Raw genomic sequence first — 14,948 nt, 5'->3', positions numbered from 1 at the left:
TGACCGCACCTTGTGCGCGAAGGGCGGGGCGGGGGAGCGGCCGGTGGAGGGTCGGCGACGGGTCGGAAGGTCAGCGGCTGAGGGCGTGGAGGTGGTGGTGCAGCGCCTGGTGGCCCTCGGCGGTGGGGTGCAGGCCGTCGACGAGGAGTGCGGCGTTGTCGCGCAGGGGCTCCCACACGTCGAGGTGGTCGACGTGGTTGTCCTCGCACCACTTCCGCAGGAACGCGCGCAGGGCCTGGGCGCGTTCCTGGGTGAAGCGCAGCCCTTCGTAGTCGTGGGTCCGGGCTTCGTCGACCCAGGTCGGTCCCGCGACGACGAGGCGCGCGTTGTGGGCGAGGGCGGTGGCGGCCAGCGAGCGGAGACTGGCGGCGACGTCCGTCAGCCAGTCGTCGGGGGCCGCGGGACCGGTGAGCGGCAGCGCGGAGTCGTTGATGCCGGCGGCGACGAGGAGCGTGTCGGGCAGGCGGGGGGCCAGGAGGGCGGGTGTCTGCGTGCTGACGTCGCGCAGGGTGCTGCCGGGGATGGCGAGGTTGAACACCCGGTGATCCGACTCGTTCGCGGCGATGTGGTCGGCCGCGAACCGAGCCGCCCAGCCGCCGTCCGGATCGCAGCGGCCGTACGCGATGCTGTCGCCCACGATCACGATGCGGGCCGCCGGACGCAGCGGCTTCGCGTCCAGGTAGGCCCAGGCGGTCTCCCCGGAGGACAGCAGGACGCGGCGGCGCACGTAGTCGTCGACCTCGTAGGCGTCGGCCGCGGCGAGGTCGTCGTCGGTGAGGTGCAGGACGGCGCCCTCGACCGCGGAGCCGTGCTGCCGGGCCAGGGTCAGGTGGACGTCGAGGCCGCTGGTGGCGATCACGGCCGGGTCGGTGATCGGCAGGGGCCTGGTGGTGTGGCCCGCGAGTGCCGCCGGGGTGCTGGGCACGGCCTGGCCGAACAGGGAGGTCTGGACCCGCTCGTCGAGCAGCGTGCCGAAGGAGAACAGGGTGTGCGGGCGGAGCGGGGTCACCTCGGGCGCCAAGGCCTTTCTTCCGGGAAGCGGAAGATCATCCTATGTGCGCGTCACCGGCCTCGTCCGGCCGGGGGATTCGCTCCGTCGCAGGTGGGAGCGGAGCGGGGCGGCTTTCGGGCGCCTTGTGCCGACGGTCTCCGTCCTCCCCGTGCCATCGGTCCCCGTCCTCCGCGTGCTCCAGCACCCTCTCCCCGCCGCCCGGCGACCGGAACGTCCCCTCGCGCGGCGACACCGCGGCGAGCACCGCGAGCAGCCCCCCGAAGACCAGGAACACCACGGGCGTCGGCATTCCCTCCAGCATCACCCCGGCCAGCGTCGCCCCCAGCGGAGGCGTGGCCATGAACAGCAGCCCGATCGTGCTGTTCGTACGGCCCTGGAGGTGGCCCGGAGTGTGGCGCAGGCGGGCGAGGGTCATCACCGAACCCGAGACGGCCACCGCGAGAGCGCACCCCGCGAGCAGGGCGGCGAGCGCCGCCGCCGTCGACGTCAGGGCCATCGCGCCGACCAGGACCGCGCACACGACGCCGGTGAAGAGCAGGAGCGTCGGCGGTCGCAGGCGCCTGCCCGCCGACGGCGCCAGCATCACCCCGGCCATCGCCCCGACCGCCGAAGTCGCCGTGACCATCCCGACGGACAGCGCCGACACGCCCTGCCGGGCGGTGGTCACCACGATCGCCAGGTACACCCCGTCGAAGACGAAGTTCTGCGCCGAGGCCACCAACGTCAGCCGCCGCAGCAGACGTTGGCGCCACAGGAAGCGCAGCCCCGTGGTGAACGACGCCCACCAGCCCTCGCGCGCCCCCGGCGGGGTGCCCGGACGCACCCGGAGCGCGAGGACGCAGCACACCGAGATCGTGTACGAGGCACAGTCCAGCCAGAACGGCCAGCTCGCCCCCACACCGAACAGGGCGCCGCCGACCACCGGACCCAGCAGGTAGGCGGCCTGCCCGCGCACCTGGTTGACGGCGAGGGCCGTGGGCAGCTTGGACTCGGGCACCACCTCCCGCACCAGCGGAAGCACCGCCGCGTTGAACGGCGCGGTGAGGAACCCGAGGACCGCCCCCGCGACCAGGAGCACCGGAAGCGACGCCGCTCCGGCGAGGACCGCCGCCGCGAGGGCCGCGCTCGCCACCGCCCGGCCCGCCTCGCACATCAGCAGCACCGTGCGGCGGTCGAAGCGGTCGGCGATCGGTCCCGCGGGCAGGCACGCGAGCGCCAGCGAGCCCGTCCACACCGCCTCCACCAGGCCGACGTGCAAAGGCGATCCGGTGGAGCGCAGGACGAGCAGCGGCAGGGCGATGGCGGACGCGCCCGAGCCGAGCAGGGACAGGCCCTGCCCGGCGCACAGGAGTTGGAAGTCCCGGTTGCGGCGGAGGCTGTCGGGCGCGCGGGCCCCGCGCCGCCCGGCAGCGCCCCCGTGCCTCACCTCGGCGCCCCGGCAGGCATCCGCTCCTCCAGGAACGGCAGCGCCGCGTGCCGCGCGTCCGCCGGACCGGCCCGCAGCGCGGTGTGCACGGCGAGGAGCACCCCGGCCGTACCGGTGGCCAGGTCCATCGACAGGCGGAGCAGGCCGTCGAGCGCGAAGGCCCGCCGCCCCCGGAAGCGCACGCAGTGGAGGCCCAGGCCGCGCAGGTGCGGAGCCAGTGCGGGGCCTGGGCCGGCAAGGTGGGCGGTGGCGTGCAGGAGCCCCGCCTGACCGTCCAGGAGGCCGGGGGAGAGCAGGAGTTCCGTGCCCAGGCCGTCGCGGATGCGGTCGCGTACGCGTGCGAAGTAGGGGTCGTCGGTGCGCCGGACGTACGCGTCGAGGACCAGGCCGATCCCGGCGCTGCCGCGGTCCAGCGTCGACAGCCACCGCTGCCCGTCCCTGACCTGGACCCGGCCCTCGCGCGGCGCCCCGCAGCGGCCGAGGTCGCGGGCCAGCGCGGTCTCCGCGAGGCGCAGCCACCGGTCCTCGTCCGTCGCGGCGTGCAGGTGGACGAAGAGCAGGGCCGGGCCCGACCAGCCGTGGGTGAGCCCCACGGCGTCCGCCGGGCCCGGCAGCCGCCCCCCGTCGGTGACGAGCCGCGCGAGGCGCTCCCCCAGCGCCCGCCCCGCGTCCACGTCACCGAAGCGCAGCCTCGCCAGACCGATGCCCGCGAGGCCGCCGAACAGGCCCGCGCCGCACCGGTCGAGCCCGATGCCGCCGACGCGGTCGAGGGTCGCGCGCGCTTCGTCGGCGCGGCCCAGCTCGTCCAGGACGTACGCGACGCCCGCGAGCCCGTCGTAGAGCCCGGGACGCGGCCAGCGGGTGCGCTCGGCGGCCCGCGCCAGCCAGTCGACGTACCCCTCGAAGGCGGGGTCGTCGGCGTACCCGGAGACGAGCAGCGCGTGCAGGACACCCGCCGCGCCGAAGGCGAGCGACGCCCCCTGGTTGTCGAACTGCCGGACGTCGCCCGGGAAGAGGCGGTCCTCGCGCTCGGGCGTCGCGGAGAGGCGGATCGCCTCGGCCAGCGAGTCCAGCGCGTCGCGCGCGTCGGCGCCGGGCTCCTCGGGCCAGCGGGAGCCGTCCGGCGGGATGTCGTCGTCGGCCCGCGGCCAGTGGGACGGCGGGGCCAACTGCTCGCGCAGGCGCGTGGTGAACTCGGGCCGCACCGGGAAGCGCCCCCGCGTCCAGTCCGTCAGCTGGACGTACTTGTCGCGGTCGAAGCGCAGCAGCGGGGTCAGCGGGCAGAAGAGCGCGAGGCCGATCGCCGCGAGCCCGTACGTGTCCACGGAACGGCCCGACCGCGCCCAGCGGGCGGTGAACCCGGGCGTGCCGAGCGCGGGCCGGTGGTCCTCGGCCTCCTCGAACGCCGTCTCGAAGTCGACCAGGCACACGCTGTCGTCCGGGCGCACCATGATGTTGCCGGGCTGCAGGTCCCCGAAGACGACGCCCCGCGCGTGCAGTTCGGCCACCGCCTCCTCGACGCGGCCGATGATGTCCTGGGCCCAGAGCGTGTACGCGGCGAGTTCCGACTCGTCCGCGCCGTCCCGGAACAGCGGATGCCGACGGCCGACCGCCTCCTGCAGCGTCTCGCCCTCGATCAGCTCCTCGACCAGGAAGTGGTGCTCCCAGTGCCGGACTCGGTCGTACAGCGCGGGGACGCAGCCGAGTCCGGCGAGGCGCTCCAGCATCTCTTCCTCGTGCGCGAGCCGGGCCACGGCGTCGGCGCCCCGGTCGTCGAGCCCCGCGTGCGGCCGGGCCTCACGGAGCACCACAGGGCGCCCTGTGCTCTTCTCGACCGCGCGGTAGACCCCGCCGCCGTTGGAGAAGTGCAGCGCCTTTTGCACCCGGTAGGGGAAGCCGCCCGGCGCGGCCGCCCGTGACGCCTCGATGCGCGCCGCGAGGAAGCCGGGCGGCTCCACCCACGGCGGCACCCGGAACGACGTGCCCCGCACATCGGGCAGCAGGACGCCGTCGGGGCCCTCGACCGCCGGGACGTACTCGCCGTCCGGCGCGAAGCAATAAGCCAGTTGGAACCCGCCGTAGCGCACGTACAGCGGGCCGTCCTCCCAGCGCAGGTCGCTCAGGACGTACGCGCCCTCGACGCCGCCCAGGACCTCGCCGAGCCCGGCCAGCGTCCGCTGCAGTTCCCGCTCGTCGGCCGGGTAGACGGTGACGAGCTTGCCGCTGGCCGAGCGGGGTGCCTGCTTGCTGTTCATGTGGTGGAGGAGCACGGAGCTGCGCAGGAACTTGAAGCTGACGGAGCGTCGGGTGCAGTAGTCCCAGACGGTGTTGACGACGTGCTCGGCGCGGTCCGCCGTGGCCGAGGCGTGGATCTTCCAGCCCTGGCGGGGCAGCGGGACGCCGTCCCGGTGCAGGACGACCCAGCCGCCGCGCTCCGTTCGCGCCCACCCCGAGGGCGCCGGACTGTCGGTGCGTGCGAAGCGCTGCCCGGTGTCGTCGATGCGGTCGAGCGCGTCCACGAAGCAGTCGTCGGCGATGAGGTGGCCCTGAGCGAGCATGGTGCGTGCTCCTTCGCGGAGTCATTCGGCGTCATTCGGTGTCGATCTGGGGTCGTCCGGTGTCGTTCGAAGTGCCCGGCGTCGTCCGGAGTCAGGGGCGGTGGGCGTCGCGGGACACGGGGCTCCTGGTCCGGGAGAGGACCAGGAGCCCCGGCTGCCACCGGTGGCACCGATCGCCTGCCGGCCGTGAGGGGCCACGGCCGGAAGGCGTTCGGGGTGGCAAGCTGTGCGTCAGGCGACGCCGCGGGCGCTCTCGAAGCTGTTGGCGCAGGGCCACAGGGAGGGGGTCTCCTCCTCGAGCTCCTGCAGTTCCAGGATCTCTGCCATGTGTGTCACCTCCTCAGGGGCGGTCGATGCGGTGGCGGGCGGGACGCGTGGTGCGGCGCGCGTCAGCCCATGCCGAGGCTGCTGTGAGAGCTGTTGGCACACGGCCACAGGGAGGGGGTCTCCTCCTCGAGCTCCTGCAGGTCCAAGATCTCCGACATCCGAGAATCACCTCCTCCCGTCAGCTCGTGCGGACGTCGACCGCGGGTCGAGGTAGGGCAGGACGGGCCCGCCTCCCTCGAACGCGGAGTCCAGGGCGAGCAGTACGCCCGCCGCGCCGGTCGCGAGGTCCGCGGACAGGCGCAGCATCCGGAAGCCCGGGAACGCGAGCTGCCCGCGGTAGGAGTGCGCGTACCAGGCCATGCGGCGCACCTGGGCGCGCGCGGCCTCCCGGTCGCCGGGGCCGTCCATGGCGGCGAGCACGGCGATGGCACCCGCGCGGCCGCGCAGCAGTCCGGCGTTGCGTACGTACAGGGCGCGGCAGGTGTGCCGCACGGCGGCGAGCGTGTCCGACCGGCCCGGGTCGGGGCGGCGGCGCAGCAGCGCCCGCAGCGGGAAGGCCAGCCCGCCGCTGCCACCGTGCAGGTACGGCAGGTGGTGGGTGCCGTCGAAGAGCGTCAGGGCACCGTCGGAGCCGGTCGTGCATCGGGCGACGTCGAACCCGAGCGCGCGGTCGGCGAGTTCGAGGAAGCCGGCCGCGCCGCCGTCCTCGTACAGCTGCAGGAAGAGCAGGGCGATCCCGGCCGGGCCGTGCAGCAGACCGTAGGGCGGGGGAGTGCCGGTCCGGGGGACGGGCGGGCCGTCCACGACGAGCGCGGCGAGGTCGTCGGCGATGCGCAGGGCCGCGTCGTGCAGCGCGGAGTCGTGGGTGGCCTTGGCGAACCGCAGCAGGTTCAGGGCGATCCCGGCCCGGCCGCCCGCGAGGTCCGGGCGGACCACACGGGCGTCGAGCGGACGGGAGCGTTCGAGGACGGCGAGGGCCCGGTCCCGGTGGCCGAGCAGGTCCAGGGTGAGGGCCACGCCGTGCAGGCCGTCGTACAGGCCGGGCCGGGGGTCGGGGTCGCGGATCGCGGCGTCCGCCAGCCAGTCGGCGTACTCGCCGGGGACGGGCGCGCCCACCCGGTGCAGCGCGTACAGGACCCCGGCCGCGCCGTGGCCGAACGACGTCCCGCCGAGCGACGCCGGGCCGGACGGAGTGCCCGGGAACAGCCGGTCGGTGCGCTCGGGCGTGGCCATGGCGTGCAGCCCGGCCACCAGCCGCCCGCGCAGAGCGGGCCAGTCGGGGTGCTCCGCGGCGAGTGCGCGGGCGTCGTCAGTGCCGCTGGCGCCGTCGGTGCCCTGTGGGCCTTCGGGTCCCGCACCCCGGCGCAGGCGTGACAGGAGCGTGGCGCCGAATTCCGCGGGCAGCGGGTAGAGCTCGTCGACGGTCTCCGTGAGGACGCGCAGCGTCGCGGGGGCGCGGTGGGGCACGGGAAGCAGCAGCCACAGGCGCAGCGTGTCGAGGAGATGGGTGTGGGCGGCGGCGCCGCGCAGGCCGACCGGGGCGGTGAAGCCCTCCTCGCCGACGCTCGGGGGCCGGTCGTCCGTCAGGTCGGTGGCCGTGCGCAGGCGGGTGAGGACGACGCGGCCGTCGGGGCGCAGGACGATGTGCTCCGGGTTGAGTTCGCCGAGGCGTACGCCGCGCCGCCGGAGGGAGTCGAGGGCGTCGGCTACCCGGTCGGTGACGTCGAGGGCCCACTTCGCGTAGTCCGCGGCCCCGCTGCGCGCCTGGTCGTCCGTGGTCAGCGGGAAGGCGGCGGCCGCCGCCTCGGCGAGGCTGCGGCCAGAGGGGGCCTCGACGGCGAGGAAGTGGTGCCCCGCCCGGACGTGCTGGCCGACGACGTCAGGCACGCAGTCCAGGTCCGCGAGGCGTTCCAGGAGGGCGCGTTCGCGGGCGAGGCGGGTGACGGCATCGTCACCGCGCACGTCGAGACCGGCGTGCGGGCGTGCCTCGTGCAGGAGGACGGGGCGGTCCGTGGCGGACTCGGTGGCGCGGTACGTGCCCTCGCCGGTGGTCTGGGACAGGGCGCGCACACCGCGGTAGGGGAACGACGACTGCGGCGGCGCGAGCAGCGCCTCCAGGTCGGCCCGCAGGACCTCGGGCAGGGCGACCCAGTCCGGGAGGCGGAACACCGGGCGCCGGTCCTCGGGCACGAGCGTGCCGTCGGGCCGCTCGAGGGCGGGCACCAGGTCGTGCTCGTCGCCGGGGGCGGTCGGGTGGCCGCCGGCGGGACATCGACGGTTCTCCGCGGCGGCATAGCGTACGTACAGCGGGCCCGCTCCGTGCCGCAGCGCGCCCGGGACGTACGGGCCGGGCAGCGGTTCGAGGAGGGCGGTGAGGTCCCCGAGTGCGGTGGCGAGTCCGGTCTCGTCGGCCGGGTGCAGGACCAAAAGGTCGGCGCTGGTGAGGCGGTCGGCGCGGACGTCGGCGAGGGCGTGGGCCGCGGTCACGCCACGGACCAGGTCGCAGCCGAGGCCCCGGTGCACGCAGTACTCCCGGACGATCTCCGCCGTCCGCTCCAACTGCGGCAGCGTCACCGATACGTGGATCCGCCAGCCCTGACCGGAAGTCCGGGCGGCGGGCGGCCGCAGCCGCACCCACCATCCGGCCTCCGTGCGCTCCCATCCGCGCGGCGTCTCGCGCAGGACGGCGGACAGCCGGTCCGGGGCGTCGTCGGCCAGTCGTTCCGGGAATTCGAAGAAGTCCGGGTCCGCGCGGTAGAAGCGGTCGTAGTCCTGAAGTTTCATCATGGCGCGGTCCTTTCAGCCGGAATGAGGAGCCGAACCCGCTGCCGGGCGGTGGCTCGGGGGGTCGAGTGACACGAGGAATCCGGGGACGAATCCGGCCGGAATACGGGCGAGTTCCGGACAGAGATCAGCAGCGTTCTGGACAGTGGGCGGAAGGGCGCCGGGGTGGAATGACGGGCCGGTGTCCGCCGCGGAATGCTGGTATGCGGAAGCGATATGACTGCGGAATACCCGCAGGGGCAGACGGACGGCTGCCCCCTGTCAGACGGAGTGCCGCCCCGGTGACCCCTGGGAGGCCACTACCGCCGGAGCAATGAATTCCGGCGGATTCGTGCGGACCGTGCGCCGGTCGAAGCGGGCGATGTCCTCGGCGGTCCCGAAGCGGCGGTCCATGAGCCGGACCGCCTCCGCCCAGGTCCCCATGGAGTGGACGGACGACAGGGTCTCCACGACGAACGGGTCCTGGAGCCGCGCGAGCGTGCGCTCCCACAGAACCGATCCGGGCTCCTCCAGGAGGCTGCCGACCGTCCCCTCGTACACGGGGATCCCCCGCACCAGGCCGTCCGGCTCCACCTGCATCACCAGGGTGTCGACGCGCCGGGCGACGCGTTCGGGGTTCATCACCAGGTTCATGTTGTCCGTGGTGTCGACGGACACCGACGGCGGCGCCAGGTTGCGCAGCCGGGAGCGGAGCGTCTCACTGGTCAGCTCGGCGACCTGGTCGTCGTCGAGGAGCTCCCGCTCGCAGAACTCCGTGCGGCTGGCGAGACCTTCGGGCACGGCGGCGTTGAACCCCAGGGTGGTCAGGTGCGGGAACCGGTGGGCGATGTCGGCCGCGAAGGCCTCCAGCTGCGGGAAGTTGCTGCGGATCACCACACAGTCGATGCCGAAGCGCAGCCGCCCCCGTTCGGCCGCGCTCCGTTCCCCCGCCACCTCGTCGAGGAGTGCCAACGTCGCAAGGACCCGGTCGAAGGAACCCTTGCGGCCCCGGATGCGGTCGTGCACCTCGGGCGTCGCCCCGTCGAGGCTGACGATCACCTCGTCGAACCGGTCCGCGAGCTGTTCGGCGAGCGCCCGGCTCATCACCCAGCCGCTGGTGTTGATCGACAGCTTCACCCCGCCGGCCCGCAGTCGCGCCGCGACGTCGAACAGGCCCCGGACGACGAGCGGTTCGCCTCCGGACAGCGCCACGACCCGCGGCCCGAGCGCGACGAGCGCGTCCGCGACCCGCAGCATGTCCTCAGGGCCGAGCTGTCGCGACGGCCGCCGTCCCGATTCCGAATAGCAGTGCGAGCACCGCAGGGGGCACGCGTATGTGGTGTCCCACACGACCACTTCCGGACCGGAACAACGACTCATGACAGCCACCCGTTCTCGAGGAATCCGCGTCGGCGATTGAGTTCAGAGTGTTCTCGCCGGCGTCATTCCGCGGCACCCGGGCACCCCCCAAACCGTATGGCGGTTTTCCTCCATACGCGGTGGATTATTTCCGTGGACGCCCGTCCTGGCAGCGGCCGATAATGACGCCCGTGGCAGGCAGAAGCAGGGGGATGTGCCTTGTCGCCGTAAGTGGCGGAGTGTTCATGCTCTGGGCAACGCTTATCGGGACAACGCAGTTGGAGAACCGGTATGTTCTGCCCTGGGTCCTCGGATCCGTACTCCCGTGCTATTTCGCAGGTCTTTTCACCTGGTGGCACGCCCCGTCGAGCCCCGTGGCCCGCCGCCTGCTGCTGCTCGGCGCCTGGCTGTCCGTCGCCATCGCCGTGCGCCACACCACGAACCTGATGATCCGTGAGCTCGGATGGCACCTCCGCCCGAAGGTCGTCGGCCCGGTCCTTCCGCTCGACCTCGGCCTCCAGATCACCCACGAGATCTGCAACCTCGCGGTGAGCATCCTCATCCTGCGCCTGCTCGCGCTACTGCCCGACGGCCGCTACGCCTTCCGCTACGAACGCCACGTCCTGCGCGCCCTGTGGGGCCTGCTCGCCCTGCCGATCGCGCTGCCCCTCGCCGGGGTGCCGCAGCACATCGTCTACTACATCGTCTTCTACTACCCCGAGGCCTGGCTGCCCGGCATCGGCGCCGCGCTCCTCGCCGTACGCTGCCTGCGCGCCCGGGCCGCGGGCCGCGCCGACATCGCCGCTCTGCTGCCCTGGGCCGTCCTCGGCGCCGTCGTCCTGCTGTCCCGGGCCGCCACCCGGTTGTTCCGCTCCTGGCAGGGCGAGCAGGGCACGTTCTTCTTCATCGGCGCGCTTCTCGGCGCCCTGCCCTACATCTCGATCTCCGTCACCCTCGTCTACGCCGCCTTCCGGCACCGGCTGCTCGGCGTCGACATCGTGCTGAGGCCCTCCGCCGTCTACGGCTCGCTGTGGTTCATCATCAACAGCTGGTACCTCGGCATGGCCCTCACCCTCGGGCTCACCGCCGGACTGTTCTTCCCCGTCGGCCTGTCCCTGCTGGTCGCCGTCGTCGCCACCGCCCTGTTCCGGCCCCTGCGCGACCGGCTCAACACCCTCGTCGAGCGGCGCGTCTTCGGCAAACGCCTGAGCAGGTTCGAACTCCTCGTCCAGTTCAGCACCGCCCTGGAGCACGCCTACGACCTCGACCGGCTCGCCCCCCAGCTCGCCACCGGCCTGCGCGAGGGCCTCGGCCTGCGGTGGGTACGGGTCCGCCTCGGCGGGAACGGCCTGCCCCTGTCCACCGCCGAATCCGGCGAACGGCCCGCCGCCGCCCGGCCCGTCAAGCAGTTCCCGCTCTTCTACGGCGACGACACCCTCGGCCTCATCGAGTACGGCCCCAAGACCGAGGGCCGCGCCACCCCCGAGGACGACGCCATCGGCGGCACCCTCGCCCGCTCCGCCGCCCTCGCCGTGCACAACGTCCGCCTCGCCGCCGAACTGTGCGCCCACGCCGACGAGATGCAGCGCCAGGCCGCCGAACTCGCCGCGTCCCGCGCCCGCATCGTGCACGCCCAGGACACCGAGCGCCGCCGCATCGAACGCCGCCTCCACGACGGCATCCAGCAGGACCTCGTCGCCCTCGTCGCCAAACTCGCCCTCGCCCGCAACCGACTGCACCGCGGCGGCGGCATCGACAGCGCCCTCACCGAGATGCAGGACGACGCCTACCGCGTCATCGACGAACTCCGCGAACTCGCCCACGGCATCCACCCGCCCATCCTCACCGACCAGGGCCTCGTCGCCGCCGTGACCTCCTGCGCCCGCCGCATGCCCATCCCCGTCACCGTCCAGAGCGGGCAGTCCCTGGCCGGTGTGCGCTTCGCCCTCGACATCGAGGAGTCCGCCTTCTACCTGGTCTCCGAAGCCCTCACCAACGTCCTCAAGCACGCCCGCGCCGGACACGTCACCGTCCGCATCACCCGCGCCGACGGCCGCCTCCAGGTCGAGGTGACCGACGACGGCACGGGATTCCCCACCGCGACCACCCATGGCTCGGGCCTCATCGGCATGCGGGACCGCACCGAGGCCGTGGGCGGCGAACTCACCATCACCAGCCGCGCCGGTACCGGCACCGTGATCCGCGCCCGGCTCCCGGAACACGTCAGGGAGGACACCCGTGCCTGACCCCAGACCCGCGCCCGGCACCCAGGGCTCCGCGCCGCTGCGCGTCGTCATCGCCGAGGACCACTACCTGGTGCGCGAGGGCACCCGCCGCCTCCTGGAGGACACCGGCGAGGCCGACGTCCTCGCCGCCGTCGGCACGGCCGCCGAACTCCTCGACGCCGTCGCACGCCTGCGCCCCGACGTCGTCGTCGCCGACATCCGGATGCCGCCCGGCCACCACACCGAGGGCATCACCGCCGCCCACGCCATCCGCGAGTCGCACCCCGGCATCGGCGTCGTCGTGCTCTCCCAGCACGCCAACGAGAACTACGCCTTCGACCTGTTCCGGCGCGGCACCGACGGCCTGGCCTACCTCCTCAAGGAGCGCATCGGCGAGGTCGACGAACTCCTGCGCGCCCTGCACGAGGTCGCCGCCGGACGCTCCGTCGTCGACCCGCGCATCGTGGAGGTCCTCATGGGCAGCCACGCCCGCGGCGCCGACGCGCCCCTGTCGCGCCTCACCCCCAGGGAACTGGACGTCCTGCGGCACATGGCGGAGGGCAAGACCAACCGCGCGATCGCCGACTCCCTGCGCCTGTCCGAGTCGACCATCGAGAAGCACGTGAACTCCACCTTCGCCAAGCTCGGCCTCGCCGAAATACCGCAACTCCACCGCAGGGTCAGCGCGGTCCTCGCCTACCTGCGGCACGCCCCGCCCGGCCCGCACTGAGTCGGGCCGGACCGGTCGGTGTCCGTCAGCGGTGCACTGCGGCCGCACGGCGGGGTGTGCGCGTGAACCCCCGCGGGAAGCGCTGTGCGCCGCTCGCGCCGTTCGGGACCCGGCGGCTCGCGCCGTCTGTGCGCGCAATGCCCTCCTGTGCCGATCGCGTCGGCTGTACCACGATGGTGTGCGCACACCGACCTGTGTCGGACTGCGTCTGAGGCGGCGCGCGTTCCCTCCCGGACCCGGGAGGGACACGCCTCGCGCCAGTTGTGCCGGGACGGGCCAGGGGCGGCCCGAAGGGCTCTGGACGCCGACCACGTCGGCGCCTTTCAGCGGTGGTGAAACCCAAGGGGGAGGGTCAGCACCAGCCATCATCCGCATCGCCCCGCATCCGGCAGCGAGCCACGGTCCGGCCTTTCCTCGCGGAGGCGAACCGCGCTCTCGCCTCTGCCCCCCTTTTTTCTTTCCTTCCGGCGTGGCAGGGAGATGCCGCCGCCGGATGCGCAGTGCAGCAGTGGTGAAAAGTCCGTACGGCGTGCCGCGGCGCGGTGTGCCCGGACGAGAAAAGGAGTGAGGGCTTGTTCTCCATCACGAAGGAATTCCACTTCTCGGCCAGCCACCAATTGGCCCACCTGCCTCCGGACCATCCCTGCGGGAGGCTGCACGGACACAACTACATCGTCGTACTCGAACTCTCCGCCGAGTCGGACGAGTTGACCCAGCCCGGTTTCGTACGCGATTACGGAGAACTCGGGCAGTTCAAGAAATGGCTCGACGAGACGCTGGACCACCGGCACCTCAACGACACCATCGGCGAGCGGAATCCCTCGGCGGAGAACATCGCCCTGTGGATCTACCAGACCTGGACCGACGACTATCCGGAACTCACCGCGGTGCGTGTCTCCGAGACACCGAAGACATGGGCGACCTACCGGCCCACGGCGGCCCTCGCCGCGCGCCCGGACCATGCGGGCGACTGACCGCCCGACGCGCCGGGCGCGACGGAGCGGTCCGGCACTCGATGCGACGCGCCCCGCGCGGGCGGGAGGGAGGTGATGCCCATGTCGGTTCCGAACCTCGTGGTCAACGAGATCTTCGGACCCACCTAGCGCCGTCCAGGGCGAGGGGCCTTCCACGGGAAGGTCGTGCGCGTTCCTCAGGCTCGGCGGCTGCAATCTGACGTGCCGGTGGTGCGACACGCCGTACACGTGGGACTGGAAGGGCGAGTCCGACACCGGGATCGCCTACCGGGCGGCCGAGGAACTGCACACGCTCACCACCGACGACGTGACGGAGCGGCTCCTGGGGTTTGGCGTCGGGCTGATCGTCGTCTCCGGCGGTGAGCCCCTCAGCCAGCAGGACCGGGTGCTGCCGACGGTCCGCGCGCTGCGCGCGCACGGCATCGCCGTGGAATTCGAGACGAACGGCACCGTCATTCCCGCCAGCGCCTTGGTGGATACCGGAGCGAGCTTCAACGTGTCGCCGAAGCTCGCCCACTCCGGAGTGGCCGAAAGGCGCCGCAAGGTCCCCGAGGCACTCCACTGCTTCGCGCGCCTGCCGAATGCGGCGTTCAAGTTCGTCTGCGGCGACACGAGCGATCTCGAAGAGGTCGAGGCGTTCGTGACCGAATTCGGGCTGCGCAATGTCTGGATCATGCCGAGGGGGCAGTCGCCCGAGGAAATCGACCTGGGCATCCGCACGTTGGCGGACGCGGTGATCGCACGGAAATGGAACCTGTCCGGACGACTGCACGTGAACATCTGGGGAAACAAACGGGGGGTCTGATGACCAGCAGCATTGAGGTACTGGCCGAGGAAGTGGCGCTGAGCGGCGAGGCGCCGGGAACGGATCCGTTGGAAGGGCCAGCTCCGCTGGAAGCCGCGGATCGGCTGGCGGGTACGGATCCGTTGGAGGACATCGCCCGCCGACTGCTCGTGGAGATCGGGGAGGACCCGCAGCGCGACGGACTGCGCGACACCCCCGGGCGGTTTGCCCGCTGGTGGCGCGAGTTCACCCAGCACGACCCTGGCTCCGTCGACACGGTCTTCGAGACCACGGCGAGCGGCAGCCTGGTCGCCGTGTCCGGGATCGACGTGTGGTCGCTCTGCGAGCACCACCTGCTGCCGTTCTCCTGCCGCGTCACCATCGGCTACCTGCCGCGCGAACACATCCTCGGACTGAGCAAGTTCGCCCGTGTCGCGCACCGGCACGCACACCGGCTCCAGTCCCAGGAGCAGCTGACGCAGGACATCGCCGACGACATCGAGAAGCTGACGGGCTCGCCGGACGTCGCCGTCATCGGCCGCGGCGAACACCTGTGCATGGCCATGCGGGGCGTCCGCACCCCCGCGACCATGACCACCGCGGTGTGGCGCGGCGCCCTCAAGGACAACGCCCTGCGCCAGGAGCTCACGGCTCTCACCGGCGAGAACCGTCACTGAACGGATCGACGGACGGCGGGCCCGGCGGGGGCGGGGGGGGCCCCGCGCCCCCCCCCCCCCCCCCCCACCAACCCTGAGCGAGAAGCGAGCCCACAAGAGACACCCCACTAAGG

The 14,948-nt window shown here is 73.0% G+C and carries 9 protein-coding genes and 1 pseudogene; 5 read left to right on the top strand and 5 right to left on the bottom strand.

Translation table 11 applies throughout. The features are described 5' to 3' along the window. Positions 1–70: 70 nt before the first annotated feature. The 5 genes from ACFVHO_RS00630 to ACFVHO_RS00610 all read right to left on the bottom strand — a co-directional run bounded on the left by ACFVHO_RS00630 (position 71) and on the right by ACFVHO_RS00610 (position 9,466). The gene (locus tag ACFVHO_RS00630) at positions 71–1,021 is read right to left on the bottom strand and encodes a GDSL-type esterase/lipase family protein (protein ID WP_385708060.1); all 951 of its coding nucleotides are present in this window, start codon (positions 1,019–1,021) and stop codon (positions 71–73) included. 25 nt (positions 1,022–1,046) lie between these two features. Beyond that, positions 1,047–2,438 (bottom strand): MFS transporter, encoded by a 1,392-nt coding sequence (locus ACFVHO_RS00625; RefSeq protein WP_385708057.1) that lies wholly within the window; start codon positions 2,436–2,438, stop codon positions 1,047–1,049. Then, complete coding sequence (lanKC, locus tag ACFVHO_RS00620; RefSeq protein ID WP_385708055.1) at positions 2,435–4,996, bottom strand: class III lanthionine synthetase LanKC; 2,562 nt, start codon at positions 4,994–4,996, stop codon at positions 2,435–2,437. Before lanKC (ACFVHO_RS00620) ends, ACFVHO_RS00625 begins: the two co-directional genes overlap by 4 nt. 492 nt (positions 4,997–5,488) lie before the next feature. Further along, positions 5,489–8,110 carry a class III lanthionine synthetase LanKC gene (gene lanKC / locus ACFVHO_RS00615; protein ID WP_385708052.1) on the bottom strand — a complete coding sequence of 874 codons (2,622 nt, stop codon included), beginning with the start codon at positions 8,108–8,110 and terminating at the stop codon, positions 5,489–5,491. Between the two features lie 258 nt (positions 8,111–8,368). Then, entirely contained in the window at positions 8,369–9,466 is a 1,098-nt protein-coding gene (locus ACFVHO_RS00610) for a radical SAM protein (protein ID WP_385708049.1), read from the bottom strand. A 353-nt stretch (positions 9,467–9,819) separates the two neighbouring features. Here ACFVHO_RS00610 and ACFVHO_RS00605 point away from each other — a divergent pair, with 353 nt between their 5' ends. The 5 genes and pseudogenes from ACFVHO_RS00605 (at position 9,820) to folE (ending at position 14,835) form a co-directional block, all read left to right on the top strand. Next, positions 9,820–11,691: a sensor histidine kinase gene (locus ACFVHO_RS00605; protein WP_385708046.1), complete on the top strand. Its 1,872-nt coding sequence runs from the start codon at positions 9,820–9,822 to the stop codon at positions 11,689–11,691. Then, positions 11,684–12,400 carry a response regulator gene (locus ACFVHO_RS00600; RefSeq protein ID WP_385708043.1) on the top strand — a complete coding sequence of 239 codons (717 nt, stop codon included), beginning with the start codon at positions 11,684–11,686 and terminating at the stop codon, positions 12,398–12,400. The genes ACFVHO_RS00605 and ACFVHO_RS00600 overlap by 8 nt, the downstream gene beginning before the upstream one ends. 572 nt (positions 12,401–12,972) lie before the next feature. Beyond that, positions 12,973–13,374: a 6-pyruvoyl tetrahydropterin synthase family protein gene (locus ACFVHO_RS00595; protein WP_385708040.1), complete on the top strand. Its 402-nt coding sequence runs from the start codon at positions 12,973–12,975 to the stop codon at positions 13,372–13,374. A gap of 193 nt (positions 13,375–13,567) precedes the next feature. Further along, positions 13,568–14,179: pseudogene (locus ACFVHO_RS00590) on the top strand (radical SAM protein); the annotation flags it as partial. Next, complete coding sequence (gene folE / locus ACFVHO_RS00585; RefSeq protein WP_385708037.1) at positions 14,179–14,835, top strand: GTP cyclohydrolase I; 657 nt, start codon at positions 14,179–14,181, stop codon at positions 14,833–14,835. The pseudogene ACFVHO_RS00590 and the gene folE, both read left to right, overlap by 1 nt. Positions 14,836–14,948 lie beyond the last annotated feature (113 nt).

The sequence above is a fragment of the Streptomyces sp. NPDC127108 genome (assembly GCF_042677545.1).
In the GTDB taxonomy this organism is placed as follows: Bacteria; Actinomycetota; Actinomycetes; order Streptomycetales; family Streptomycetaceae; genus Streptomyces.
Note: the sequence above shows the minus strand (reverse complement) of the source record. Positions and strands in the feature narration are given on the sequence as shown.

Coding starts and splice junctions, on each gene's coding strand:
- lanKC (WP_385708055.1), bottom strand. CDS start 4,996: ATGCTCGCTCAGGGCCACCTCATCGCCGACGACTGCTTCGTGGACGCG.
- lanKC (WP_385708052.1), bottom strand. CDS start 8,110: ATGATGAAACTTCAGGACTACGACCGCTTCTACCGCGCGGACCCGGAC.
- ACFVHO_RS00610 (WP_385708049.1), bottom strand. CDS start 9,466: ATGAGTCGTTGTTCCGGTCCGGAAGTGGTCGTGTGGGACACCACATAC.
- folE (WP_385708037.1), top strand. CDS start 14,179: ATGACCAGCAGCATTGAGGTACTGGCCGAGGAAGTGGCGCTGAGCGGC.